This is a genomic window from Streptomyces sp. NPDC029122 (genome assembly GCF_055569445.1).
In genome coordinates, this window is sequence record NZ_JBVHWK010000005.1 from 18,347 (window position 1) to 42,338 (window position 23,992).

Annotated in this window: 21 protein-coding genes and 1 riboswitch; of the genes, 2 read left to right on the forward strand and 19 right to left on the reverse strand. The window is 72.9% G+C overall.

Annotated features, from left to right (window positions below):
* Positions 1 to 11: 11 nt before the first annotated feature.
* From ACZ4WZ_RS08235 to ACZ4WZ_RS08245, 3 genes are all read right to left on the reverse strand, one after another.
* Positions 12 to 1,247 carry an MBL fold metallo-hydrolase gene (locus ACZ4WZ_RS08235; RefSeq protein ID WP_467886716.1) on the reverse strand — a complete coding sequence of 412 codons (1,236 nt, stop codon included), beginning with the start codon at positions 1,245 to 1,247 and terminating at the stop codon, positions 12 to 14.
* Between the two features lie 138 nt (positions 1,248 to 1,385).
* Positions 1,386 to 2,171 carry an SGNH/GDSL hydrolase family protein gene (locus tag ACZ4WZ_RS08240; RefSeq protein WP_467886719.1) on the reverse strand — a complete coding sequence of 262 codons (786 nt, stop codon included), beginning with the start codon at positions 2,169 to 2,171 and terminating at the stop codon, positions 1,386 to 1,388.
* A 163-nt stretch (positions 2,172 to 2,334) separates the two neighbouring features.
* Positions 2,335 to 3,342: a M23 family metallopeptidase gene (locus tag ACZ4WZ_RS08245; protein WP_467886721.1), complete on the reverse strand. Its 1,008-nt coding sequence runs from the start codon at positions 3,340 to 3,342 to the stop codon at positions 2,335 to 2,337.
* Positions 3,343 to 3,346: 4 nt separating this feature from the next.
* Positions 3,347 to 3,509: riboswitch (cyclic di-AMP (ydaO/yuaA leader) on the reverse strand.
* A gap of 318 nt (positions 3,510 to 3,827) precedes the next feature.
* On the opposite strand from ACZ4WZ_RS08245, the gene ACZ4WZ_RS08250 reads away from it, so the two are divergent.
* Positions 3,828 to 4,646 carry a tyrosine-protein phosphatase gene (locus ACZ4WZ_RS08250; protein ID WP_467886724.1) on the forward strand — a complete coding sequence of 273 codons (819 nt, stop codon included), beginning with the start codon at positions 3,828 to 3,830 and terminating at the stop codon, positions 4,644 to 4,646.
* A 79-nt stretch (positions 4,647 to 4,725) separates the two neighbouring features.
* Here ACZ4WZ_RS08250 and ACZ4WZ_RS08255 read toward each other — a convergent pair whose 3' ends face one another.
* The 16 genes from ACZ4WZ_RS08255 to ACZ4WZ_RS08330 all read right to left on the reverse strand — a co-directional run bounded on the left by ACZ4WZ_RS08255 (position 4,726) and on the right by ACZ4WZ_RS08330 (position 22,166).
* Positions 4,726 to 6,129, reverse strand: coding sequence for an aspartate aminotransferase family protein (locus tag ACZ4WZ_RS08255; RefSeq protein ID WP_467886726.1), 1,404 nt, complete (start codon positions 6,127 to 6,129; stop codon positions 4,726 to 4,728).
* Entirely contained in the window at positions 6,126 to 7,157 is a 1,032-nt protein-coding gene (gene hpnH / locus ACZ4WZ_RS08260; RefSeq protein ID WP_388931001.1) for an adenosyl-hopene transferase HpnH, read from the reverse strand. The genes ACZ4WZ_RS08255 and hpnH overlap by 4 nt, the downstream gene beginning before the upstream one ends.
* Positions 7,158 to 7,163: 6 nt before the next feature.
* Positions 7,164 to 7,799: a phosphorylase family protein gene (locus ACZ4WZ_RS08265; RefSeq protein WP_467886730.1), complete on the reverse strand. Its 636-nt coding sequence runs from the start codon at positions 7,797 to 7,799 to the stop codon at positions 7,164 to 7,166.
* The gene (shc, locus tag ACZ4WZ_RS08270; RefSeq protein WP_467886733.1) at positions 7,799 to 9,835 is read right to left on the reverse strand and encodes a squalene--hopene cyclase; all 2,037 of its coding nucleotides are present in this window, start codon (positions 9,833 to 9,835) and stop codon (positions 7,799 to 7,801) included. The genes ACZ4WZ_RS08265 and shc overlap by 1 nt, the downstream gene beginning before the upstream one ends.
* Before the next feature lie 114 nt (positions 9,836 to 9,949).
* Positions 9,950 to 11,101 (reverse strand): polyprenyl synthetase family protein, encoded by a 1,152-nt coding sequence (locus ACZ4WZ_RS08275; RefSeq protein WP_467886735.1) that lies wholly within the window; start codon positions 11,099 to 11,101, stop codon positions 9,950 to 9,952.
* Positions 11,098 to 12,477: a hydroxysqualene dehydroxylase HpnE gene (gene hpnE / locus ACZ4WZ_RS08280; RefSeq protein WP_467886738.1), complete on the reverse strand. Its 1,380-nt coding sequence runs from the start codon at positions 12,475 to 12,477 to the stop codon at positions 11,098 to 11,100. The genes ACZ4WZ_RS08275 and hpnE overlap by 4 nt, the downstream gene beginning before the upstream one ends.
* A complete protein-coding gene (locus ACZ4WZ_RS08285; protein WP_467886741.1) occupies positions 12,474 to 12,821 on the reverse strand; it encodes a hypothetical protein in 348 nt (115 codons plus the stop codon). The genes hpnE and ACZ4WZ_RS08285 overlap by 4 nt, the downstream gene beginning before the upstream one ends.
* Positions 12,821 to 13,771 (reverse strand): presqualene diphosphate synthase HpnD, encoded by a 951-nt coding sequence (gene hpnD / locus ACZ4WZ_RS08290; RefSeq protein ID WP_467886744.1) that lies wholly within the window; start codon positions 13,769 to 13,771, stop codon positions 12,821 to 12,823. The genes ACZ4WZ_RS08285 and hpnD overlap by 1 nt, the downstream gene beginning before the upstream one ends.
* Entirely contained in the window at positions 13,768 to 14,661 is an 894-nt protein-coding gene (gene hpnC / locus ACZ4WZ_RS08295; protein WP_467887368.1) for a squalene synthase HpnC, read from the reverse strand. Before hpnC ends, hpnD begins: the two co-directional genes overlap by 4 nt.
* Before the next feature lie 476 nt (positions 14,662 to 15,137).
* Entirely contained in the window at positions 15,138 to 15,920 is a 783-nt protein-coding gene (locus tag ACZ4WZ_RS08300) for an ABC transporter ATP-binding protein (protein WP_467886747.1), read from the reverse strand.
* Entirely contained in the window at positions 15,913 to 16,842 is a 930-nt protein-coding gene (locus ACZ4WZ_RS08305; RefSeq protein ID WP_467886749.1) for an ABC transporter permease, read from the reverse strand. Before ACZ4WZ_RS08305 ends, ACZ4WZ_RS08300 begins: the two co-directional genes overlap by 8 nt.
* A 97-nt stretch (positions 16,843 to 16,939) precedes the next feature.
* Positions 16,940 to 17,812, reverse strand: a complete 873-nt coding sequence (locus ACZ4WZ_RS08310) for a glycosyltransferase family 2 protein (protein ID WP_467887370.1) — start codon at positions 17,810 to 17,812, stop codon at positions 16,940 to 16,942.
* Positions 17,813 to 17,820: 8 nt separating this feature from the next.
* Positions 17,821 to 18,600 (reverse strand): CDP-alcohol phosphatidyltransferase family protein, encoded by a 780-nt coding sequence (locus ACZ4WZ_RS08315; RefSeq protein WP_388930978.1) that lies wholly within the window; start codon positions 18,598 to 18,600, stop codon positions 17,821 to 17,823.
* Positions 18,578 to 19,639 (reverse strand): iron-containing alcohol dehydrogenase family protein, encoded by a 1,062-nt coding sequence (locus ACZ4WZ_RS08320; protein ID WP_467886753.1) that lies wholly within the window; start codon positions 19,637 to 19,639, stop codon positions 18,578 to 18,580. Before ACZ4WZ_RS08320 ends, ACZ4WZ_RS08315 begins: the two co-directional genes overlap by 23 nt.
* The gene (locus ACZ4WZ_RS08325) at positions 19,627 to 20,379 is read right to left on the reverse strand and encodes a phosphocholine cytidylyltransferase family protein (RefSeq protein ID WP_467886755.1); all 753 of its coding nucleotides are present in this window, start codon (positions 20,377 to 20,379) and stop codon (positions 19,627 to 19,629) included. Before ACZ4WZ_RS08325 ends, ACZ4WZ_RS08320 begins: the two co-directional genes overlap by 13 nt.
* A complete protein-coding gene (locus ACZ4WZ_RS08330) occupies positions 20,376 to 22,166 on the reverse strand; it encodes a DUF5941 domain-containing protein (protein ID WP_467887373.1) in 1,791 nt (596 codons plus the stop codon). Before ACZ4WZ_RS08330 ends, ACZ4WZ_RS08325 begins: the two co-directional genes overlap by 4 nt.
* Before the next feature lie 377 nt (positions 22,167 to 22,543).
* On the opposite strand from ACZ4WZ_RS08330, the gene ACZ4WZ_RS08335 reads away from it, so the two are divergent.
* Positions 22,544 to 23,857, forward strand: a complete 1,314-nt coding sequence (locus tag ACZ4WZ_RS08335; RefSeq protein ID WP_467886757.1) for a methyltransferase domain-containing protein — start codon at positions 22,544 to 22,546, stop codon at positions 23,855 to 23,857.
* The last annotated feature ends 135 nt before the right edge of the window (positions 23,858 to 23,992 follow it).

Genomic DNA, 23,992 nt, shown 5'->3' on the forward strand with positions numbered 1-23,992 from the left:
GCCCCGAGCCGTCACCGCTCTTCGGCGAGGTCCAGTTCCCCCGCGCGGGACTCGTCCGCTGCGGCTTCCACCGGCTCGGGGCGACGCCACGGCCGGGCGATCGGATGGGAGACAGGACGCCACCACGGCTCCGCCGGCAGCCTGCCGGCGGGCTCGAAGGGCTCGCCGGGACGGGGGACCGCCACCGGCTGGCCCACCTCCTCGGCGGCATCGACCGTCCACTCGCCCGGCTCCGCCCAGGCGTGGAAGGCCAGGTTGAAGGTGCCCCAGTGGATCGGCAGCAGGACGCCGTGCGGTTTGGAGCCCTGCAGGTCGAGGTGGGCCTGGACGCCCTCCTGGGGGGTCATGTGGATGTCCGGCCAGCCGCCCGGCAGCGGAACGTAGTCCGTGTGGTTCTCCGGCCAGTGCTGGGAGTAGGCGCCGATCTGGATCATCGTGGCGTCGAACGGCCCGTGCTCGGCGCCGATCTCCTTGAAGCCGGGGAAGTAGCCGGTGTCGCCGCTGTGGAAGATCCGGTGCTCCCCGCCGTTCACGACCCAGGAGGCCCACAGGGTGAACTGCTGGTTGCGCAGGCCGCGTCCGCAGAAGTGCCGGGCGGGCGTGGCGGTGAGCGTGAGGCCGGCGACCTCGGTGGCCTCGTTCCAGTCCAACTCGCGCATCCGGTCCGGGGAGACGCCCCAGCGCTCGAGGTGCGCGCCGACGCCGAGGGGGACCGCGAAGACCGTGTCCGTGCCGGCGAGGGCCTTGATGGTGGGGAGGTCGAGATGGTCGTAGTGGTCGTGGGAGATCACGACGACGTCGACGGAGCCCAGCGAGGCCAGGGGCACGGGGACCGGGTGGAGCCGCTTGGGCCCGGCGAAGGGGAAGGGGGAGCACCGCTCGCCCCACACGGGGTCGAAGAGCACGCGGCGGCCGTCGATCTCCGCGAGCACGCTGGAGTGGCCCATCCAGGTCAGGCGCAACCCGCTCGCCGGCGGCTTGGCGAGGTCGGCGAGGGTGGTCGGGTGCACGGGGATCGGCGCGCCGGGGCTGCGCCGGACCCGCTGCGCCTTGTCGAAGTAGGTCTTCGCGAACTCCGCCATCGACCCGGAGGGCCTGATCCGCGCCCCGACCGGGTTCTGGAAGACGCCGTCGGCGAAGTTCGGCGAGCGCAGGATCCGCTCCAGCCGTGGGCCGGAGGGGTCCGCGCCGAAGGTTTCGGGCCGCAGGGCGCGCAGCCGGGGACGCAGGGGTAGGGAGCCGGTCAAGGCGCCTCCTGGGAAGGTGCAGGCAGGGACGGTCGTACGACTACGACCATCCCAACGCCCACCGGCCCCGCAGGATTCCGCCGCGCCGTGCCCGGGCCGGTGTCGCGACCGTCACCCCGCCCCTCCCCCGCGCCCGCGCTACAGCGGCAGCAGGTCCGGGCGCTTGGCCTCGACGTGGTCGCCGGAGGATTCTCCGCGCAGCCGGCGGCCGATCCACGGCACGAGGTGCTCGCGCGCCCACTGGATGTTGTCCCGGGTCACGTCCACCGAACCGCGCGGCGGGACGGGCGGCCAGGGCTGGTCCGGGTCGGTCGGCACCTCGTAGCCGAGGACCTGCGCGGCACGCAGCGCGACGCGGGTGTGCCCCTCGGGCGAGAGGTGGAGCCGGTCGCCGTCCCAGGCCCGCCGGTCCTGTACGGACTTCAGGGACCAGAGGTCGAGCACGGGGCAGCCGTACCGGTCGGCGATGGCGCGGACGTGCGCGCTGTACGTCGCGACCTTGCCGCGCAGGTGCTTGAGGACCGGCACGCCCCGGGTGTCGAAGCCGGTCGTCACCATCACCAGGCCGACGGAACTCGTGAGGTCGGCCACGGCCGCCTCGAACCGTTCCGCGACGTCGTCCGGGTCGCTGCCGGGGCGGATGATGTCGTTGCCGCCCGCGCAGAAGCTGACGAGGTCCGGTGCGAGTTCCTTGGCCCTGGGGACCTGGTCGGCCACGATCTGGTCGAGGAGCTTGCCCCGCACGGCCAGATTCGCGTAGCGGAAGTCGTGCTCGTCGCGCTGATCGGCCAGGAGCACGGCGAGCCGGTCCGCCCAGCCGAGATAAGAATCCCCGGGTCCCGGGTCCCCCACGCCCTCGGTGAAGCTGTCCCCGATCGCCGCGTACGAGCCGATGGTCTTCAGTGTCGTCTTCGTCGCTGCCACGGAAAGACATCCTTCACCTTGGCAACCAACCTACGCCAACGTAATGAGGGGTTGACGGGCCGTGATCTATACCACGCAGGGGATAAGGAATAAGTACACGTGGGGCCGGGACCCCCCTCGGGTCCCGGCTCCACGCGGGTCACCGTGCCGACGGCGGGTGCCGTCAGATGCTCACGCCCTTGGAGCGGAGGTAGGCGAGCGGGCTGACGTCCGAGCCGTAGGACGGGCCCGTGCGGATCTCGAAGTGGAGGTGCGGGCCGGTCACGTTGCCGGTCGCGCCGGAGAGGCCGATGGCCTGGCCGCCGGTGACGCTCTGGCCCGCCGAGACGGACAGCGAGGAGAGGTGGGCGTACTGGGAGTACTTGCCGTCGGCGTGCTTGATGACGACCTCGTTGCCGTACGCGCCGCCCCAGCCTGCGGAAACGACGGTGCCCGCGCCGACGGCCTTCACGGTGGTGCCGGTGCGCGCGATGAAGTCGACGCCGGTGTGGTAGCCGGAGGACCACATGGCTCCGCTCGCCCGGTACTGGGTGGAGACACCCCCGGCGACGGGGGCGGTGAACCCGGAGGCGGTGGCGGGCGCGGAGGCCTTCTCGCTCTTGGCCGCGGCGCCGGAGCCCTGGGCGGCCGTGCCGCCGGAGGGGCGGGCCGCCGTGCCGCCGGAGCCCTTGGCCGTGCCCTGCGCGGTGCCCTTCGGGGACGAGCTCCCGCCGGTCTTGCCCTTGGAGCCGGCCGGAGCATCGCTCGAGGATCCCTCGGCCGGGGCCGCAGGGGCCTTCGGGGCGGGGGCCGCGGCCCGGCCGCCGCCGAGGGTCAGCTTCAGGCCCGGGTGGATGAGGGACGGGTCGGCGCCGACGGCCTCGCGGTTGTCGGCGTACAGGCGCTCCCAGCCGCCGTCCAGCCGGCGCTCGGCGGCGATCTTGGAGAGGTAGTCGCCGGGCACGACCGTGTAGACGGTGGGTGCGGCGGCGGGGGCCTGCGACGGCAGGGCTTCGGGGGCCTGCGCGCTCTGCGCGGGCGCGGCCTCGGCCGGGGCGGCTCCCGGGGCGGCGTGGGCGCCGACGGCACCCATCAGCGGGAGCGCGAGGGCCGCCCCGCCGGTTCCCGCGACGGCGAGACCGCGGGATATGGAACGGGACTTCGGACGGCGGTGCTTACCCTTTGCGGGCATGGCGGATTCCTCTCCGGCGCCTGCGAGGTGAGCTGTCGGGTTCGGACTGGAGATGTCCGGCCGTACGTGCGGAGCACGGGTTCGGCTTCACCCCAAGCTGCGCCGGAAACGCTCCGGAACAGCGGCCTACCTGGTTCCCCCGCTCCTGCCGCGCGCGATGGTCGGGTGCGGTTCCCGGGCGGCGGCAGGATTAGGCGGTCCACCCGGATCGATCGCGAAGGTAATCGAGCGGGGCACCGGGCAACAAGCCGTGAATTACCTGACGCAATCGCAGATATGAAGGATCAATGGAATTCCGGTCACCCTGCGTCCATTCCGCACCATCAACAACCCCCTCCACAAGGCAATTCGGTTTTCGTGATCAGGCACGCACGGTCACCGTATGATCTGGCTCACGGGGCCCTGCCCGATCTCGCCTCCACATACGGCAAGTTGCTCCCAACCGGATCAATTCGGACACCACAGGACCACACGGAGGAATACACGTGACTCAGCAGATACCCCAGCCCCTTCCGGCCGGACACCAGCCCGGTGCGGAGCTGTCCGGAGTGCGCAACTTCCGTGATGTGGGCGGGTTGCCGACCACCGACGGACGGAGGGTCAGGCCGGGACGACTGTTTCGAAGCGGACATCTGGCGCATGCCACCGAAACCGATGCAGAGTTCCTCGGATCGCTGGGACTGCACACCGTCTTCGACTTCCGCAACGCAGCCGACCATGCCCTGGAGGGCCCGGACGTCGAACTGCCCGGTGTGCGCAACGTGAACATTCCGCTGACGGACCCCGCCGACGGCCGCGAGTTCTGGAAGATGGTCCGCGACGGCGAGCTCGACCAGCTCCGCGGACTCCTGGGCGAGGGCAGAGCGGCCGCCCGCATGAGGGACTCGTACCGCACGATCATCCACACGCGCACCGCCGAACAGAGCCGCGTCGTGCACGCGCTCGCGCTGGACAGCGTGCCGGCGCTCATGCACTGCGCCGCCGGCAAGGACCGGGCGGGGCTGTCGGTCGCGGTGACCCTGCTCGCCCTGGGCGTGGAGCGCGAGGCGATCGTGGCGGACTACCTGGAGTCCAGTGCCCCGCACAACCGCTACCGGGTGCGCCGGGGCGGCGACGCGCCCGAGGCCCGCTCCCCCGAGGTGATGGAACTGCTGGCGCCCCTGTTCGACGCCCGCGCGGAGTACCTGCTGGAGGCCTTCACGGCCATCGACGAACGGTGGGGCGGCGTCGACCGCTACCTCGCCGAGGGGCTGGCGCTCGCCCCCGAGACCCTGGAGCGGCTGCGGGACCGGCTCCTGGACTGAGCGCAGGAGCCGGACGGGCAGCCGGAGGGGGCGGAAGGCGGCCGGAGGGGGCGCGGACGGACCCCCTCCGGCCGGCGCCTCAGCGGTTGCCGACCGCCTGCTTCATCAGGGTCCTGCCGAAGTCCCACATGAGCCCGCCCCCGCCGTGCGCCTCGTCCATGACCTCCTGGAAGGCACCGACGAACCGCTCCACGTCCGCCTCGTCCACGATGAGCGGCGGGATGAGCTTGATGACCTCCAGGTGGTCCCCGGAGACCTGGGTGAGGATCCGGTGCCTGCGCAGCAGCGGCACCACGACCATCTGGGCGAACAGCCCCTTGCGGGCCGCCTGGAGCACCGCCCAGCGGCTGCGCAGGCCCAGGGAGGAGGGCCTGCCGAACTCGATGCCGATCATCAGCCCGCGTCCGCGCACCTCGTGCAGCAGCTCGTACCGGTCCACGAGCGCCGCGAGGCGTCCGCGCAGCAGGTCGCCCATGGCCCGGGCGTTGGCCACCAGCTCCTCGTCCTCCATGACCGACAGCACCGCCAGCCCGGCCGCCATGGCCTGGGCGTTGGAGCCGAAACTGGCCGAGTGCACCAGCACCCGGTCCATGGACGAGTACACCTTCTGGAAGATCCAGTCCTTGCCCAGGGTCGCGCCGACGGGCACGTAGCCACCGGAGAGGGCCTTGGCCACGCACACCAGGTCCGGTTCCACCCCGGGCTCGTGCTGGTACGCGTAGAAGTCCCCGGTCCGTCCGAGGCCGGTCTGCACCTCGTCGGCGATGAGGAGCGCCTTGTGCCGGTGCAGCAGTTCCTGCGCGGCGAGCAGGAACCCGGGCGGGGCCGCGTGCACTCCCTTGCCCTGGACCGGTTCCACCACGAAGGCGGCCACGTCCCCGCGCGCGAGTTCCCGTTCGAGCGCCGCGAGGTCCCCGAGCGCGATCTTCGTGTCCGGCAGCAGCGGGGCGAATCCTTCTCGGAAGCCCCCTTCGCCGTTGACGGACAGCGAGCCCGTGGTCAGCCCGTGGAAGGCGTGGTCGCAGTAGAGGACCCTGGGCCGTCCGGTGGCGTACCGGGCGAACTTCAGGGCGGTCTCCACCGCCTCCGTGCCGCTGTTGCCGAAGAAGACCCGGTCGAGGTGCGGGCTGTACGACAGCAGCTTCTCGGCCAGCAGCCCGGGCAGCGGCTGGCAGTCGAAGCGGGTCAGGTCGGCGAGCCGGGCGTCCAGGACGTCGTGCAGGGCCTGGCGTACCACCGGGTGGTGACGGCCGAGGCCCATCACCCCGAACCCGGCCAGCATGTCGAGGTAGTCGTTGCCCTCGGCGTCCCAGAAGTGGGCTCCCTCGGCCCGCTCGTAGACCTTGTCGAAGCCGATGGTGTGCAGCATGCGGGGCAGCTGGTGGTTGAGGTGGCGGGCGTGCAGCTCGTAGCGCTCCCCGCCGCGCTCGGCCAGCAGCGCGGCGAGGTCGAAGCCCCGGCGCCCGTCGCGTCCGGGGGTCATGCCGACGGTTCCCTGTTGCCGCCCACCGTCTCGCGGGCGGCGCGCAGGGACTCCTTCAGGGATCCCATGGTGGCGAGGACGGCGGTGGGCTCGTAGCCGCAGTGCGCCATGCAGTTCGCGCAGCGGGGGTCCTTGCCCCGGCCGTACTTGCTCCAGTCGGTGTCCTCGATCAGCTCCCGGTACGTGGGCACGTAGCCGTCGCTCATCAGGTAGCAGGGGCGCTGCCAGCCGAAGAGCGAGTAATTGGGAATGGCCCAGGCGGTGCAGGGGAAATCGGCCTTGCCCTCGAGGAAGTCGAGGAAGAGCGGGGAGTGGTTGAGCCGCCAGCGGCGCCGGTTGCCGCCGGCGAAGGCCTTCCTGAAGAGTTCCCGGGTCTGTTCGACGCCCAGGAAGTGCTCCTGGTCGGGTGCCTTTTCGTAGGCGTAGGCGGGCGAGATCATCATCTCGTCGACCTGGAGGTCGTCATTGAGGAAGTTCAGGACCTCGATGATCGTCTGCGGGGTGTCGGTGTTGAAGAAGGTGGAGTTGGTCGTCACGCGGAATCCGCGGCGCTTCGCCTCCTTGATGGCTGCGACCGCCTCGTCGAAGACGCCCTCCTTGGCCACGGATTCGTCGTGGCGTTCGCGCAGGCCGTCGATGTGGACGGCGAAGGCGAAGTAGGGGGACGGGGTGAACTTCTCGATCTTCTTCCGGAGCAGGACGGCATTGGTGCAGAGGAACACGTATTTCCGCCGTGCCACCAGCTGGCGCACGATCTCGTGGATCTGCGGGTGCATCAGGGGCTCGCCGCCCGCGATGGAGACCATGGGCGCGCCGGATTCCAGGACGGCGCCGACCGCCTGGGCGACGGGCATGCGCTGCTTGAGCACCCCGGCCGGGTGCTGGATCTTCCCGCAGCCCTCGCAGGCGAGGTTGCAGGCGTAGAGCGGCTCCAGCTCGACGATCAATGGGAACTTCTCGCGCTTGCGGAGCTTCTGTTCGAGAAGATAGGTCCCGACCCTGATGGACTGTCGCAAAGGCATGGCCATCTGGATTCACCTCCTGGGAAGCAGCAACGAACGGTGCCATTCATAGAACGCGGGCAGTACGGCACGCAGGACACGGAAGGCAGATATTCCACCCCTGACCGTGCCGATGCGGACGAGCTCGTGCTCCGGAGCGTCCACGACCACCCGGACGGCCGCAACGGGACGGCCCGGTGCCGCGGCGGTCCACAGCGTGGCCGCGGACTCCATGTCGACCGCGACGGCGCCGGTGGCGCGCAGCTGCGCGCGCTCCTGGCCGCGGACGACGTGGTCGGATCCGGTCAGTGCGCCGGTGTGCACGGTCCGGCCCGGAGCGGCGCGGGCCAGTGCCTCGGCGAGCAGGGCGGTGCCGGTGCAGGTGATCACCCCGCGGGGGTCCCGGGTCTCCTCGGCGACGACCAGGTCGCCGGGGTGCATGCCGGGTACCAGTCCGGCGCAGAAACCGGTGGCGAGGACCGCCGCCCGGCGCATCCCCGGCCGTTCCAGGGCCCGGGCGACGGCCCGCTCGGCCGCGCGGGGGCCCATGCCGGTACGCAGCAGGGCGCCGGCCCCGGGACCGGCGCGGCCCGCGCTGCGCAGGGCCGCCTGCTCGATGCGCAGCGCGCAGGCGACCAGCAGCGGCGGCGGGTCCGCTCGGGCGGGCATCAGACCCCCCCGGCGGACGGGACGGGCCTCCGGTCCGGGGCGAACGGCTCGCCGTGGAGGTACCGGCCGAGGGCGGTGAGGGGGAACACCTGCCGGTAGAGGTGGTAGTTGATGGAGAAGTCCCAGGGGAAGCCGGTCCCGGTGAAGTGCGGCTCGTCCCAGGTCCCGTCGGGGCGCTGGGTCTCCACCAGGTACGCCAGGCCCCGCCGGACGGCACGGCCCTCGCGTTCGCCGGCCGACAGCAGGGCCATCAGCGCCCAGGCGGTCTGCGAGGCGGTCGAGGCGCCCTTCCCGGCCCAGGAGCGGTCCTGGTAGGAGCGCTGGTCCTCGCCCCAGCCGCCGTCCTCGTTCTGTACGGATTCCAGCCAGCGCACGGCCCGCCGGACGGCGGGGTGCGAGGGCGCGATGCCGGCGGCGGTGAGGGCCGGGACCACCGAGCCGGTCCCGTACACGTAGTTGGTGCCCCAGCGGCCGAACCAGGAGCCGTCCGCCTCCTGTTCGGCGAGCAGCCAGGCGATGCCCCGCCGGGCGCGCGGGTCGGCGGCCCTGCCCTCGGCGGCGAGCATCTCCACCACGTGGGCGGTGACGTCGGCCGAGGGCGGGTCGATCACCTCGCCGAAGTCGCAGAAGGGCAGCCGGTTGGGGAAGGGGCTGGTGTTGTCGGCGTCGAAGGCGCCCCAGGCGCCGTTCCTCGACTGCATCCCCAGGTTCCAGGACACCCCGCGGGCGATGGCGGCCTCGACCCTGGCCGGTTCGGGGTGGCCGGGGCTGATGCGGCGCAGCGCCAGGACCACTTCGGCCGTGTCGTCGATGTCGGGGTAGTTGTCGTTGTGGAACTCGAAGGCCCAGCCGCCGGGCTCGAGTCCGGGCCGGCGCACGGCCCAGTCCCCGGGGCGGCGGATCTCCTCGCCCAGCATCCAGTCGGCGGCCTTCACCAGGGCCGGGTGGTCGGCGGGGAGGCCCGCGTCGGCCAGGGCGATGGCCGCGAGGCAGGTGTCCCAGACCGGGGACTGGCAGGCTTCGACCATCCGGGCGCCGTCCTCGCGCCACACCGAGAAGCGGTCGAGGGATTCCAGTCCGGCGCGCATCACCGGGTGCTCCAGGTCGTAGCCGAGCAGGTGCAGGGCGATCACCGAGTACACGGCGGGGGGCTGGATCCCGCCCCAGCAGCCGTCGTTCTCCTGGCGTTCGATGATCCAGCGGGCGGCGGAGTCCATGGCCGCCTTGCGCAGCCGGCGCGGGGCGAGCCGCCGGTAGAGGTGCAGGGCCTTGTCCATCCGCTGGAAGGCTCCGTCCCAACTGGCCAGCGGAGCGAGGGGTTTGGCCGGGACGGGGTTGCGCGCGTCGGTGTGCAGCTCGTCGAGCGCGAAGGGGGCGGGGCGGACGGGGCGCAGCGCCGAGACCACGGTGAGCGGGACGATGGTCTGGCGGGCCCAGCAGCCGAAGTCGTAGATGTTCAGCGGCACCCAGGGCGGCAGGAACACCAGCTCGGGCGGCAGCTCCGGCAGGTGGTCCCAGCTCCACCAGCCGAACAGGGCCAGCCAGATGCGGGTGAAGACCCGCGCGGCGGCGATCCCCCCGTGGGCCCGGATCCAGGCCGAGGCGCGGGCCATGTGCGGGGCGTCGGGCGGGTCCCCGGCCAGGCGCAGGGCGACGTACGCCTCGATGGTGGCGGAGAGTTCGGGCGGTCCGCCGTGGAAGGTGGCCCAGGTCCCGTCGTCGCGCTGCTCGCCCCGGATGAACAGGGCGGCGGCGTGGGTGACGGCTTCGTCCCGGATGCCGAGGAACTGGCGCAGCAGCAGGTCCTCGGCGTCCATGGTGACGTTGGTCTCCAGGTCGCCCTTCCACCAGCCCGCCGGGTCCTGGCGGGCCAGCAGCTCGGCGGTGGCCCGGTCGGCGGCGTCCTGGACGGCCTTCCGCAGGCCGGTGCCGCCGCCGGACGGTGCCGTGGCCACGGCGGCCGGGACCGCCGTGCTGTCGTGTCGCGGATCCGCGCCGTCGGTGATCGCACCGCCGCCGTCGGTCGTCGCTGTCATGGCTTCCCCTTCGAACAGTGCTTCTGCTGTGCCCGGGTCTGCCGTCGGCCGGGGTCCCTTCAGGAGGGGTCCCCGGCCGGCGACTCGCGATTCATATCCACTTTCCGGCGGAGATCACCTCTTGCGCACGACGACGAAGTCGGCGAGGGCGACGAGCTGCTCGCGCACCCGCTGCGGCATGTCCACGTCGTCGAGGGCCCGAATGGCGATGGTGTGCTGGCGGCGCGCCTCGTCGGCGGTCCACTGGCGGCCGCCGGCGGCCTCGATGAGGGCGGCGCGGTGGGCGAACTCCTCCTCGGAGAAGTTCTCGAAGTCGTTGCTCTTGGCGTCGGCCGCGAGCAGCCGCGCGAGTTCCTCGCAGGCGGGTCCGCCCGCGGCGAGGGCCGCGACGACGGGCAGGGACTTCTTGCGCTGGCGCAGGTCGCTCCAGGTCTGCTTGCCCGTGGACTCCGGGTCGCCCCAGATGCCGAGGAGGTCGTCGACGGCCTGGAAGGCGAGGCCGAGGTGGTAGCCGTACTCCTCCAGCTTGTCGGCCGTGCGGTCGTCGGCGCCGCCGAGCACGGCGCCGATCGACACCGAGCACGCGAGCAGGGCTCCGGTCTTGTTCCCCTCCATCTCGAGGCATTCCCGAACGCTGACGCGCTCGCGGTGCTCGTACGAGATGTCCTGGGCCTGGCCGTCGATGAGCTTGCGGCTGGCGGTGGTCAGGCGGCGGGTCGCCCGGCCGGCCTCGACGGTGCCCAGCTCCAGCAGCACCTCGTTGGCGAGGGCGAACAGGGCGTCGCCGACCAGGATGGCGAGGGCGGGCCCGTGCACCTTCCACACCGTGTCGCGGTGGCGGCGCTGTTCGTCGCCGTCCATCAGGTCGTCGTGCAGCAGCGAGAAGTTGTGGACGAGCTCCACGGCGACGGCGCCGGGGACGCCGACCTCGGCGGAGGCGCCCGCCGCCTCGGCGGAGAGCAGCGCGAGGGCGGGGCGCACGGCCTTGCCGCTGTCGCCGTCCGCCGGGTTGCCCTGGGCGTCGATCCAGCCGAAGTGGTAGGCGGCGACCGTGTCCATGGGTGCCGCGAGCCGGCTCACCGCCGCGCGGAGCACGGGCGTCGACAGCGTGCGGCCGCGTTCGAGGAGGGCCAGGGTGTCGGACTTCTCCACTCCCCCGCCGGCTCCGCCCGTGCCGGCATCCGTGTTCTCGACAGCCGGGTTCCCCGGGTTCACTGGCTCTCCTCTGGTTCCTGTACGTGCTGTGCTGGTGGTAGTGGTGCTCATACCGCCTCCTGCAGGGGGTGTTCGCGGGGGCGGCCGAGAGCGGCCAGCGCGGCGTGGGCCGCGCCGAGGCCGCTGCGGACGGCGCTCTCCATGGTCGCGGGCCAGCCGGTGGCGGTCCACGCACCGGCGAGATAGAGCCCCGGCGTGTCGGTGCGGGGGCCCGGGCGCAGCCGGCCGACGCCGGGGCTGGGGGCGAAGGTGGCGGTCCGCTCGCGGGTGACGAAGAAGTCCCGTACCTTCGCACCCCGCGCGGCCGGCAGCAGCCGCTCCAGCTCGGGCAGGTACTTGGTGCGCAGCGCCGATACGGGCTCGTCGATGTCGTCCTGGGCCACCGACTGGGACAGGGCCAGGTACTGGCCGCCGTCGGCGAGTCCGGAGGCGTCGGTGCGGTCGAAGACCCACTGGACGGGGGTGCCCAGCGCCGCGAAGAAGGGCTGCTTGAGCACCTTGCGGTCGTAGACGACGTGGACGTTGAGGATGGGGGCGGTGCCGATGTCGAGGAGCTTGTCGGGGTCGGCCAGCGCTCCGGCGGGCAGCAGGGCGTGCGCCTCGCGCTGCGGGACGGCGAGTACGACGGTGCCCGCGTCGAGGGACTCGCCCTCGGTGTCGACCCGCCAGGCCCCCTCCTCGGTACGGGAGACCGAGGTGACCCGGGTGCGCAGCTCGGTGCGTACGCCGGCGGCGTCGAGGGCCTTGCGGGCGAGGGTGTCGTGGAGGTCGCCGAGCGGGACGCGGGCCCAGCCGATGTCGGCGGCGCCGTTCTCGGAGAGCAGGCCGGTCTTGAAGACCATGGCGGCCAGGCCCAGCGAGGACTGCCCGGCGGTGGCGTTGAGGGTGGCGATGCCGACGAGGTCCCACAGGGCGTCGACGGTGCGCGGCGACTGCCCGTACCGGGCGAGCCAGGTGCCGAAGTCGAGCCCGTCGAGCGCGGGGTCGGCGGGGTCGAGGCGGCGCAGCGCGAGGGCGGCGCGGCCGACGCCCGCCCGCTCGGCGAGCGAGAGGTGCGGGTAGGTGGCCAGTGAGGCGGCCAGGTGCAGGGGCACGGGCAGCGCGCTGCGGCGAAGCCGTCCGAGCCGGGGTCCGCGGGGGTGTGCCACGTCGAGGACGGGCACGTCGAGCCGGTCCTGGAGCGGGGCGAGGTCCGTGCCGTCCACGCGGTCGAGGAACCACCGGTAGGCGGTGCAGCAGCGCAGGTAGACGTGCTGGCCGTTGTCGACGGTCAGGTCGCCGCGCTTGAAGGAGAAGGCGAGGCCGCCGAGCCGCGGGCGCCCTTCGAGCAGGGTGACCCGCATTCCCGAGTCGGCGAGTTCGAGCGCGGCCGTGACGCCGGCGAGCCCGCCGCCGATGACGACGGCGTGCTGGTCGCTGCCGCTCATGACGCCTCCTGGGTGGTGCTCCGGCCCTCCGGGCCGATGGGTGCGGCGCTCCGGTCGGAGCCCGTCCGGACGGGCCCGGCCGCTCGGCGGGCGGTGCGCCCGCCGCCGGCGCCCGCGGTGAGGGACGCGTCCCGGCCCGGCCGGGTTGCCCGGGCGGCGCCGACGGCCGCGGCGGTGTTCCCCGGGCGCGCGGCCCGCGCCGCACGGCTCCGGCGGGCGGCGGACGGCGCGACGGCGGACAGCGCGACGGCGGAACGGTGACGGTCGCCGGCCGGTCCGGCGGCGGCGGCACGGACCCCGTCGTCCGCGCGGGCTGCCGGGCGCGGGAGGTCCGTGGGCGGCATCAGGTCCGCCTCCGGGTGCTCTGGCGCGAGACGGTGCGGGCGTCGAGGCCGGACAGGCCGCGTACGGCCACGTACGCCTTCTCGTGGGGCGGGAGCGAGACGCGTCCGCGCAGCACCGCCTCCGGTTCCCGCTCGATGCGGTCCAGGAGGCGCCGGTAGATCCCCGCCATGGCGGCCACGCAGGCGCCGCTGCGCCGGTCGAGCATCGGCAGCAGCCGGTAGCCCTCGACGAACAGGGCGCGGGCGCGGCGGACTTCGTGGTGCACGAGCCCGGCGAAGTCGGAGCCGGCGGGGGCGCGGCCGTCCTGGAACCCCTCGGAGCAGCCGAACTTGGCGAGGTCCTCGGCGGGCAGGTAGGTCCGTCCGTTGCCGGCGTCCTCGCGGACGTCGCGCAGGATGTTGGTGAGCTGGAGGGCCAGGCCCAGGGTGTCGGCGTACTCGTCGGCGCGGTCCGCCGGGCCGACCGTGCCGAACACGCCGAGCGAGAGCCGCCCGATGGCCCCGGCCACGCAGCGGCAGTAGGTCTTGAGGTCGTCCCAGGTCTCGTACTCCTCGCCGCGGACGTCCATCAGGACGCCGTCGATGAGTTCGTCGAGGCCGCCGAGGGGGATCGGGAAGCGGCGCGCGGCGTGGGCGAGGGCGACGGCGACCGGGTCGGTGTCGTCCTCGTCGATCTCCTCGGCCCGGATCCGTCCGAGGAGGGCGCGGGTCTCCTCCAGCCGGGCCAGCTTGGCGCCGGGGGCCAGGGTGCCGTCGCCGATGTCGTCGACGCGCCGGGAGAAGGCGTACAGCGCGGACATCGCCTGCCGCTTGTCGGTGGGCAGCAGCCGGATGCCGTACGCGAAGTTGCGCGCCTGGGTGCCGGTGACGGCCTCGCAGTAGCTGTAGGCCGCGAGGACCTGGGCGGACGGTGCTGACGCGTGTGTGGGGCCCTCCACGTTCGGGCTCACCCCTTTCTCGGCGCTGTACGCATGACGGCGGCCACCTCGCGGAGCAGGAGGCTCCGGGTGGGCTTGGGCGGGCCGGGCAGCACGTCGAAGCCGGCGGCGGAGATGGCTCGCAGGGCGGCGCGCCCCCCTCCCACGAATCCCGCGAGCAACAGCCGTAGCCTGCCGTGGACGCTACCCACGAGCGGCGTGCCTTCATTCAGGAGCTCGCGCGTGCGTTCGGCCTCGAAGGCGATCAGGGAGCGGACGGACGCCCCGGCGGAGGCGGCCCCCAGATCGGCCTCGCTCACGTGGAAGCGGCGCATGTCCTCGGCGGGGAGGTAGATCCGGTCGCGGCCCAGGTCCTCGGTGACGTCCTGGAGGTGCTCGGCGATCTGCAGGGCGGTGCAGACCGCGTCGGAGCGGCGGATCCGCTCGGGGGTGCTGGTGCCGGTGAGGGAGAGCACGAGGCGGCCGACGGGGTTGGCCGACAGCTCGCAGTACTCCAGGAGTTCCCCGTACGTCGCGTAGCGGGCCACCCGCTGGTCCTGGCGGTTGGCCTCGATGAGCCCGAGGAAGGGTTCGGGGGTGAGGCGGTGGTCGCGCACGACGGGCTGCAGCGCCAGCAGCAGGGGGTGGCGCGGGGGGCCGTCGGTGCCGCCGAAGACGCGCAGCAGGTCGGCCTCGAAGGCGTCGAGCATCGCGAGCCGGTCGTCGGCCGCGGCGGCGTCGAGGCCGAGGAGGACGGCGTCGCGGCCGCCGGGGGCGAGGTCGCCGTCGCCGATGTCGTCGACGAGGCGGGCGTACCCGTAGACCGCCATGAGGCCCTCGCGCCAGGCGCGCGGGAGGAAGGCGGGGGCGACGGGGAAGTTCTCCGCCGCGGCCTTGCCGAGGGTGGCCCTGGTGTGGAGCAGGTCGGGGGTGCCTTCGCCGGCCGGCGGCGCGGGACGGATGCCGTGCCCGGGGGTCACCGCCCGCCGCCCGGGGCGGGGACGGCCGTTGTGCCTGGGGGCCGGAGAATTCCCGTAGCCATTGCCGTCACGTCTCCCGTTCTACACTGCCGACCCAAGTCATCCTATTTCGGACACGCCGCCGGGCCTTGCCCGGGGGTATCCCCACGGAGCCGGCTGCGGGGAATCGTCCCCTCTTGGCGCGATTGAGAACTGGTCCAGCTTACGCTGTACAACGCCGCGCGGGCCTATCGGGTGTTCCCCGCGCCCCGGAATGTCGGCCCGGGCCGCGGAATCTCACGCTCCGGCGTTCTCGGTCTCCGGGCGCTCCGTCGCGCCGGCCGTTCTCCCGCACCCGCCGGCCGCGCCGGACCACGGCGAGGCCCCCGCCGCGGTGAGCGGCGGGGGCCTGCGGTCCGGAGCGGCGGTGGACCCTCGGGTCAGTGGCCGCTGGCCTTCTCGTACGCCGAAACCACTTCCTCGGTGGGCCCGTCCATCAGGAGCTCGCCCTTCTCCAGCCACAGCACCCGGTCGCAGGTGTCGCGGATGGACTTGTTGTTGTGGCTCACCAGGAAGACCGTGCCGGCCTTCTCCCGCAGTTCGCGGATGCGGTTCTCCGAGCGCACCTGGAAGCTGCGGTCACCGGTGGCCAGCGCCTCGTCGATCATCAGGACGTCGTGGTCCTTGGCCGCCGCGATGGAGAAGCGCAGCCGCGCGGCCATGCCGGAGGAGTAGGTGCGCATCGGCAGGGAGATGAAGTCGCCCTTGTCGTTGATCCCCGAGAAGTCGACGATGTCCTGGTAGCGCTCCTTGATCTGCTCGCGGCTCATGCCCATCGCGAGACCGCCGAGGACCACGTTGCGCTCACCGGTGAGGTCGTTCATCAGCGCGGCGTTCACGCCCAGCAGCGAGGGCTGGCCGTCGGTGTAGACCCTGCCGGACTCGCAGGGCAGCAGACCCGCGATGGCGCGCAGCAGGGTCGACTTGCCGGAGCCGTTGGAGCCGATGAGGCCGATGGCCTCGCCCCGGTACGCCGTGAAGGAGACGCCCCGTACGGCGTGGACCCGGCGGACGCCCGGGGCGTCGCCCTTGCCCCGGCGCAGGATCTTGCTCAGCGCGGCGGTGGCACTGCCCTTGCCGGAGCTGCCGGTGTTGACGCGGTACACGATGTGGACGTCGTCCGCGATGACGGTGGGGACGCGCCCCTGGGTGTTGTCAGCCACGGCCGTAACGCTCCTCAGCCTTCCAGAAGTACACGAAGCCGCCGAGGCCGATCAGCACGGCCCAGCCGGCCGCGAAGGCCCACACGTGCGGCGGGAGGTTCTCCCGGCCGTATCCGTCGATCAGCGCGAAGCGGATCAGGTCCATGTAGATCGCGGCGGGGTTCCACTGGAGCACGTCCGCGATCCAGGCCGGCCTGTCCTTCAGCATCTCGTTGATCGAGAACATCACGCCGGAGGCGTACATCCACGTACGGGTGAGGAAGGGCATCAGCTGCGCGAGGTCGGGGGTCTTGGACCCCATCCGCGCGAAGACCAGCGCGAGCCCGGTGTTGAAGACGAACTGCAGCACCAGCGCCGGGATCACCAGCAGCCACGACAGCCGCGGGTGGTTCCCGAAGGCGACGGTGACGACGAGCACCACGATCATCGAGTACATGAGCTGCTGGAGCTGCTGCATCGAGAAGGAGATCGGCAGGGAGGCGCGCGGGAAGTGCAGCGCCCGGACCAGGCCGAGGTTGGAGGGGATCGCCCGGACGCCCGCCATCAGCGAGTTCTGGGTGAAGGTGAAGACGAAGATGCCCACCACCAGGAAGGGGATGTAGACCCCCTTCTCCATGCCGCGGCCCGCGTTCAGGATGAGGCCGAAGATCAGGTAGTAGACCAGCGCGTTGAGCAGCGGGGTCGCCACCTGCCAGAGCTGGCCGAGCTTGGCCTGGCTGTACTGCGCCACCAGCTTGGCCCGGGAGAAGGCCATGATGAAGTGGCGCCGCCCCCAGAGCTGCCGCACGTATCCGCCCAGGCTGGGCCGCGCGCCGCTGACGGACAGGCCGTACTTCCTGGCGAGCTCCTCGGGACTGAGCCCCGCGTCGTCGGACGGCGGCTTGCTCGTGGCGAGGGCGCCGTCGTGGGTTGTGTCACTCACAAGTTGAAACTTTCCGTCTTCAAGATGCGGCAGGAGGGGCATCGGGGGCTGGAGCGCCGGACCCGTGGTGGGGCCCATGGTCCCAGACCCGAGCTTGTCAGATCACGGGCGGCCGGCCCAGCCGCGTCAGCCGCCAGACCGTGCGCCACCTCATCGGACGCCGGGGGCCGCAGGGTGTGGTCCAGCCCTCCTTGAACCCGCCGAACCAGGCCTTGAGCGCGGGCGCCGAGGGCCTGCGTACGAGCGTCAGCGCGAGCCAGACGCCCAGATAGACCGGGACCAGCGGGGCGGGCAGGTTCCGACGGGCGAGCCACACCCGGTTACGGGCCACCATACGGTGGTACACCGCGTGCCGGGAGGGAGCGGTCGCCGGGTGCAGCAGCACCATGTCCGCCCGGTAGTCGATCAGCCACCCGGCGTCGAGCGCCCGCCAGGCGAGGTCGGTCTCCTCGTGGGCGTAGAAGAACTCCCCGGGCAGCGTACCGACCTGCTGGAACACCTTCGTGCGGACCGCGTTGGCGCCGCCCAGGAAGGTGGTCACCCGGGAGGAGCGCATCGGGTCGGAGGCACGCAGCCGGGGCACGTGGCGCCGCTGGGTGGTGCCGGTCTCCGGGTCGGCGATGCGGAAGCTGACGATGCCCAGCCGCGGGTCCTCGGCGAAGGCCTGCCGGCACAGCTCGGCGGTGTCGGTGCGCTCCAGCAGCCCGTCGTCGTCGAGGAAGAGCAGGGCGTCGACCTCGCCGCCGCCGGGCCCGAAGGCCTCGATGCCGACGTTGCGGCCGCCGGGGATCCCCAGGTTCTCGGGGAGGGAGACGGTCCGCACGCCCTCCGGGAGCCCGGTGACCTCGACGCCCTGGCCGACGACGACCACCTCGACGGGGTCGCCCTCCTGCCGGGCGACCGAGTCGAGGAGCGCCTTCAGCTCGTCGGGGCGGTTGCCCATGGTGATGATCACGGCGCCCAGCCGCATCGGGGCCGTCACTTGAGCCTGCTGGAGGCCAGGACCGACACCAGGTGCAGCAGGGTCTGCAGCAGGGCGATGCCGGCCAGTACGGCGACGCCGAGCCTGGAGAAGAACAGGTCGCCCCGGACCTGGTCGGCGACGGCCAGCACCAGGATCAGCAGCGAGGCCTCGATGCCGAGGATCAGCCGGTGGAACTTGAGCGCGGCGGCGGCCCGGCGGGCGAGCGCCATGCCGGACGAGCGCGGCTCGGCGGCGGACTCCTGGACCACGGGCTTGCCGGCCTGGTGCCGGGCGACGCCGACCAGGTCGGTCTCGGCCTTGATCAGGATCGCGCCGAGGGCGGCGAGGGTGCCGAGGAAGGCCCAGAGCCAGTCGGTCCGCCCGCTGCCCCACAGGTCGGCGGCGCGCAGGCCGAAACCGACGAGGACGGCCGCGTCGCACAGGTAGGCGCCGACCCGGTCCAGGTAGACACCGGAGAGCGAGTACTGCTTCTTCCAGCGGGCGACCTCGCCGTCGACGCAGTCGAGCAGCAGGTACAGCTGGACCGCGACCACGCCGAGGGCGGCGCCGAGCACGCCCGGCACCAGCAGGGCCGGGGCGGCGAGGACACCGGCGAGGGTCATCACGTAGGTCAGCTGGTTGGGCGTGACCTTGGTGGTGACCAGCAGGCGGGTGATGCGCAGGGAGATCTCGCGCATGTACAGGCGACCGCCCCAGTGCTCGCCACTGCGCCGGTCCTTGACGCCCGGCGGGTGAACGACGGGCCGGAGTTCAGCTACGGATGGTCTGGGCATAGTCGGCGTAAGCGTCCCTGATCTCGGCTGCGGACAGGTTGAGGTGCTCCAGGATGGTGAAGCGTCCCGGGCGGGTCTGGGGGGCGTACTCGACCGCCGCGACGAACTCGTCCACGCTGAACCCGATCTCCTCGGGCAGCACGGGCAGGCCGTGGCGGCGCAGGACCTCCGTGAACAGGCCGGACTGCTCGGCGGCCCCGCGCAGGTGCATGGCGAAGGCGGCGCCGATGCCGACCTGCTCGCCGTGGAGCGCGGAGCGCCCGGGGTGGAGCAGGTCGAAGGCGTGGCTGATCTCGTGGCAGGCCCCGGAGGAGGGGCGGCTGTCCCCGCTGATGGACATGGCGATGCCGGAGAGCACGAGGGCCTCGGAGAGCACGGTGAGGAACTCGTCGTCGCCGCATCCGCCGGGATGGCGCAGCACCGACTCGCCGGCGGTACGGGCCATGGCGGCGGCCAGGCCGTCCACGGACTCGCCGGTGACGCGGTGCGAGAGCTCCCAGTCGGCGATGGCGGAGATGTTGGAGATCGCGTCGCCGACGCCGGCGCGGATGAAGCGGGTGGGGGCCTCGCGGATCACGTCGAGGTCGATCACCATGGCGATCGGCGTGGGGACGCCGTAGGAGCCCCGGCCGTTGTCGTTGTCCAGGATGGACACCGGGGAGCAGATGCCGTCGTGGGAGAGGTTGGTGGCGACGGCCACCATGGGCAGGCCGACCCGCGCCGCGGCGTACTTCGCCACGTCGATGATCTTCCCGCCGCCCAGCCCCACGACGGCGTCGTAGCGGCGGCCCTTTATGTCGTCGGCCAGCTTGACCGCCGAGTCGATGGTGCCGTCCACGACCGGGTACCAGTCGGCGTACGGCAGGGCCGGCTCCAGGCGGGCGCGCAGCGCCTGTCCGGAGCCCCCGCTGATCGCGATCGCGAGCCGGCCGGACGTGGAGATCCGCTGGTCGGCGAGGATGCCGTCCAGCTTGTCCATCGCCCCGCGGCTGATGTCGACGACGACCGGCGAGGGGATCAGCCGCGTCAGTACTGGCATGCGATCGTCCGGCCCTTGGCGAGGTCGTCGTGGTTGTCGATCTCCACCCACTTGACGTCCCCGATGGGGGCGACGTCGATGGTGAAGCCGTCGTTGACGAGCTGCTGGTACCCGTCCTCGTAGTAGAGGTCGGGGTCGCGCTCGAAGGTGGTCTTCAGGGCCTCGGCGAGCTGCTCGGCGGCCTCGGGCTCGATGAGGGTGACGCCGATGTACTCACCGGTCGCGTCGGCCGGGTCCATCAGCTTGGTGATCTTCCGCACGCCCTGTCCGTCGGCGGTGACGACCTTCATCTCCTCCTCGGCCAGGCTCTTGACCGTGTCGAGGGCGAGGATGATCTTCTGGCCGTTGCCGCGGGCGGCGAGCAGGGTCTTCTCGACGGAGACGGGGTGGACGGTGTCGCCGTTGGCGAGGATCACGCCCTGCTTGAGGACGTCACGCGCGCACCACAGGGAGTAGGCGTTGTTCCACTCCTCGGCCTTGTCGTTGTCGATCAGCGTGATCTTGACGCCGTACTTGGCCTCCAGGGCCTCCCGGCGCTCGTAGACGGCTTCCTTGCGGTAGCCGACGACGATGGCGACCTCGGTGAGGCCGACCTCGGCGAAGTTGCCCAGGGTCAGGTCGAGGACGGTGAGGCTGTCCTCCTTGCCCTCCGGGCCGACGGGCACGAGGGCCTTGGGCAGGGTGTCGGTGTAGGGACGCAGGCGGCGTCCGGCACCGGCAGCGAGGACGAGGCCGATCATGCTGGTTCTCCTTCGTCATGTACGGCGGGTGCCCCGGAGGAGACCCAGAAGCGGATGCTCTCGACGAGCACCACGAGTGCCACGAACACGGCCATGGCCGTGAGCGCGACGGGGAACGCGTCACGGGCGAGGACGGCGGCGAGGACCACGGTCAGCAGGACCCGGCCCTCGTGGCCGCCGGTCGTCCGCACCAGCCAGTGCGGCGGAGCGCCCGAGCCGCCACGGATCCGGTAGACCGTGTCGTAGTGATGGTAGGCGACCGCCGCGACCAGTCCGAATGCGGCCGGGAGCGCCCCGGGGGCGTCCGCCCGGGCGGCCAGGGCCAGGACCGTCACGTACTCGGCGAACCGGAAGAGCGGCGGGACCAGCCAGTCGAGGGGGCCCTTGAGCGGGCCGGCCACCGCCGCGCCGGCGAGGAACACGTACGCGACGGCGGTCGCGATCAGCCAGGGGTCTCCGAAGCCGCGGGTCACGGCACCGCCGGCCATCAGCACCGAGCCGGCGAGCGCCGGCCACAGCGCGGCGCTGCCCGGCCGCTTCCCGGGGCGGGGGGAGCCGGTCCACGCGAGCACGCCCGAGTCGGCCAGGTCCGCGAGGGCCCGCGCGGCCCGGTCGGTACGGGTGGCCTTGCGGGTCACGGAGCGCAGCACCCGGCCGGCGGTGGTGTAGAGGGCGCCGAAGGCGCAGCCGATCAGCAGGGCGTGGAAGACGGTCCGCGGGGTGGTCACGGCGGTCAGCACCGCGATCATGGCCCAGCGCTCGCCGATCGGCAGGATGATCATCCTGCGGGCCCAGACGGTCCAGCCGACGCTGTCGAGCCGGTCCGAGAGGGCGGCCGTCGGACTGCCCGTGACGGACTTCCCGGCCGCGGTGGCGTCGTGGTTGGCCTCGTTGAAGGAGAAGTCCACCACGTGCCGGCAGGTCATGAGGATCATCGCGCCGAGCGCGAGGGCCCAGACGTCGTCGCCGTTCCTGGCCGCGCCGAGCGCGAGGCCCGCGTAGAAGGAGTACTCCTTCGCGCGGTCGAAGGTCGCGTCCAGCCAGGCGCCCATCGTCGAGTACTGGAGCGAGTACCGGGCGAGCTGCCCGTCGGTGCAGTCCAGGACGAAGGAGACGAGCAGCAGCACGCCGGCGGCGACGTAGCCCCAGCGCTCTCCCGTGGCGGCGCAGCCGGCCGCGATCAGCGCGGTGATCAGGGAGGCGGTGGTGACCTGGTTCGGGGTCAGGCCCCGGCGGGCGCACCAGCGGGCGATGTATCGCGAGTACGGGCTGATGAAGAAGGTGGTGAAGAAGCCGTCGCGGGACTTCACGGCCGTGCGCAGGCGCACCGCCTCGTCGTCCACGGCCGCGACGGCCGCGAGGGCCTCCGCGCGCTCCGCCTCCCCGTCGGGCACGGCCGCGACCAGGCTGCCGAGCTCGGGCCGCTGGACGGCGGTCCCGGCGGCCTCCACGGTCGCGGCGAGCCGGTCCGCGTACGGGCCGGTGCCCGCCGGCGCCAGGCCGGCGGCCTTGTCGAGGGCCGCGCGGGCCCCCGCCCGGACGGCGAAGGCGCCGGTCACCGCGCAGGCGTCGAAGCGCGGGTCGGTCAGCGCGAGGCGCAGGGCGTGCGGATGCCCGACGAAGGCGCTGTCGACGACCGCCACCCGCTCCTGCGCCGGGACTGCGGCGAGGACGGCGGCGGTGTCTTCGGGACCGGTGGCCGGGCGGACGTCGAACCCGAGCGACCGGAGCTCGTCCTCGAGCGGTGATCCGGGTACCGGCGGGCCGGTGAGGATGGCGGTCGGCAGACGAACTCACTCCTTGCGACGGACATTCCCGACGGGCGGGCGCCCCGGGTGGGGGCGGCGGCAGCACGTCGGCAGGGCTGTCGGCAGAGGCTATCGGATGAATGGAAGGGCGCATTCACCAGCTCTTCAGGAGCGATCGGGCCCCTTCGGAGGCGGGTGTTAGGGTGGACGGCGGCGCGCGCGTGATCACCGGGCGCGCAGCAGAGGAGCGGCACGAGAGCCGGATCCGCGGGAGGTGGGTCGATGACCGTCGCAGTGGTCGCCGCCGTGCGCGGCGAACTCCGGTACGTCCCCGATTCCTTCCGGGTGTCCGGCCGGGTCTGACCCCACACCGGTAAGGCCCCGTCGGCCGGAGCCCCCGTCTCCAAGGGTTCACGTTGACCGACCACACCGCTTCTCCTTCCTTCGCCGCCTTCATGGAGCTGTACCGCGGGCTGCCCCGGCACTCCCCCGGCTCCGACGCCTCCACCCGGCACCTGCTCTCCCTGTGCGGACCGCTGCCCGAGCGGCCCCGCGTCCTCGTCCTGGGGTGCGGCCCGGGCCGCGACGCCCTGCTGCTCGCCGCCGAGGCGGGCGGGGCGGGGGCCGCCGAGGTGACCGCCGTCGGCCCCTACGGGCCCTTCCTCGACGAGCTGCGCGCGGCCGCCGCGGCACGCGGGCTCGCCGGACGGGTCCGCGCCGTGCCGGCGGACATCGGCGCACTCCCCCGCGAGGACTTCGGGGACGGCTCCTTCGACCTCGTGTGGGCGGAGGGTTCCGCCTTCTCCCCCGGCTTCCGCGGGGAGGTGTCCCCGGGCTTCGACCGGGCGCTCGCCGAGTGGAAGCGCCTCCTCGCTCCCGACGGCCGGCTCGTGCTCAGCGCGTGCGAGTGGACCGTCGAGGAGCCCTCGCCCGGCGCCCGGTCCTTCTGGGACCCGCGGTACCCGCTGCGCTCCACCGCCCGCAACACCGCGGCCGCCCAGGCCGCCGGGTATCGGGTCCTGGGTACGCGGCCGCAGCCCGACTCCGACCGGGCCGAGTACGACGGCCCGCTGGGCGAGCGGGTCCGGGCGGCCCGGGCCGCCTCCCCGGCCGGGGAGGCCGCGCTGGGCCGCGTACGCGAGGAGCTCGCCGTACGGGAGCGGCACGGGCACGAGTACGGGTACACCGGGTACGTGCTGGCCCCGGTGACCGCCGGGGAGGAGGGCCGCTGGCGGGCCCGCCCGGAGACCGCGGCCGACGCGGCGGCCGTACGGGCCGTCAACCTGGCGGCCTTCGGGACCCCGCTGGAGGCTGATCTCGTGGACGCGCTGCGCGCCGACCCGGGCGCCTGGCTGCCGGGGCTCTCGTACGTGGCCGAGGGCCCGGACGGGTCGGTGGCGGCGCACGCCCTGCTGACCCGCTGCGCGGTGGACGGGGTGCCCGCGCTGGCCCTCGCGCCCGTGGCCGCCGATCCCGCCGTCCAGCGCTCGGGCGCCGGCAGTGCCGTCGTACGGGCGCTGCTCGCGGCCGCGCGGGAGGGCGGGGAGGCGCTGGTGCTGGTGCTGGGGCATCCCTCGTACTACCCGCGGTTCGGTTTCGTGCCCGCTTCGCGGTTCGGGATCAGGGCGCCCTTCGAGGTGCCCGACGAGGCGATGATGGCCCTGGTGCTGGACGATTCGGTTCCGGTGCCGGCGGGCACGATCTCCTATCCGGCCCCCTTCGGGATCTGATCCACCGGCGGACGTCCGCCCCCCCCCCCCCCCCCCCGGCGGGGGGGGGGGGGGGGGGAGGGGAGAAGGGGGGAAGAGACGGTGTTGTGCGGCAGGATGAAGGGAGAGGGTCGGAGGAAAAGGGGGGGGTGCCGA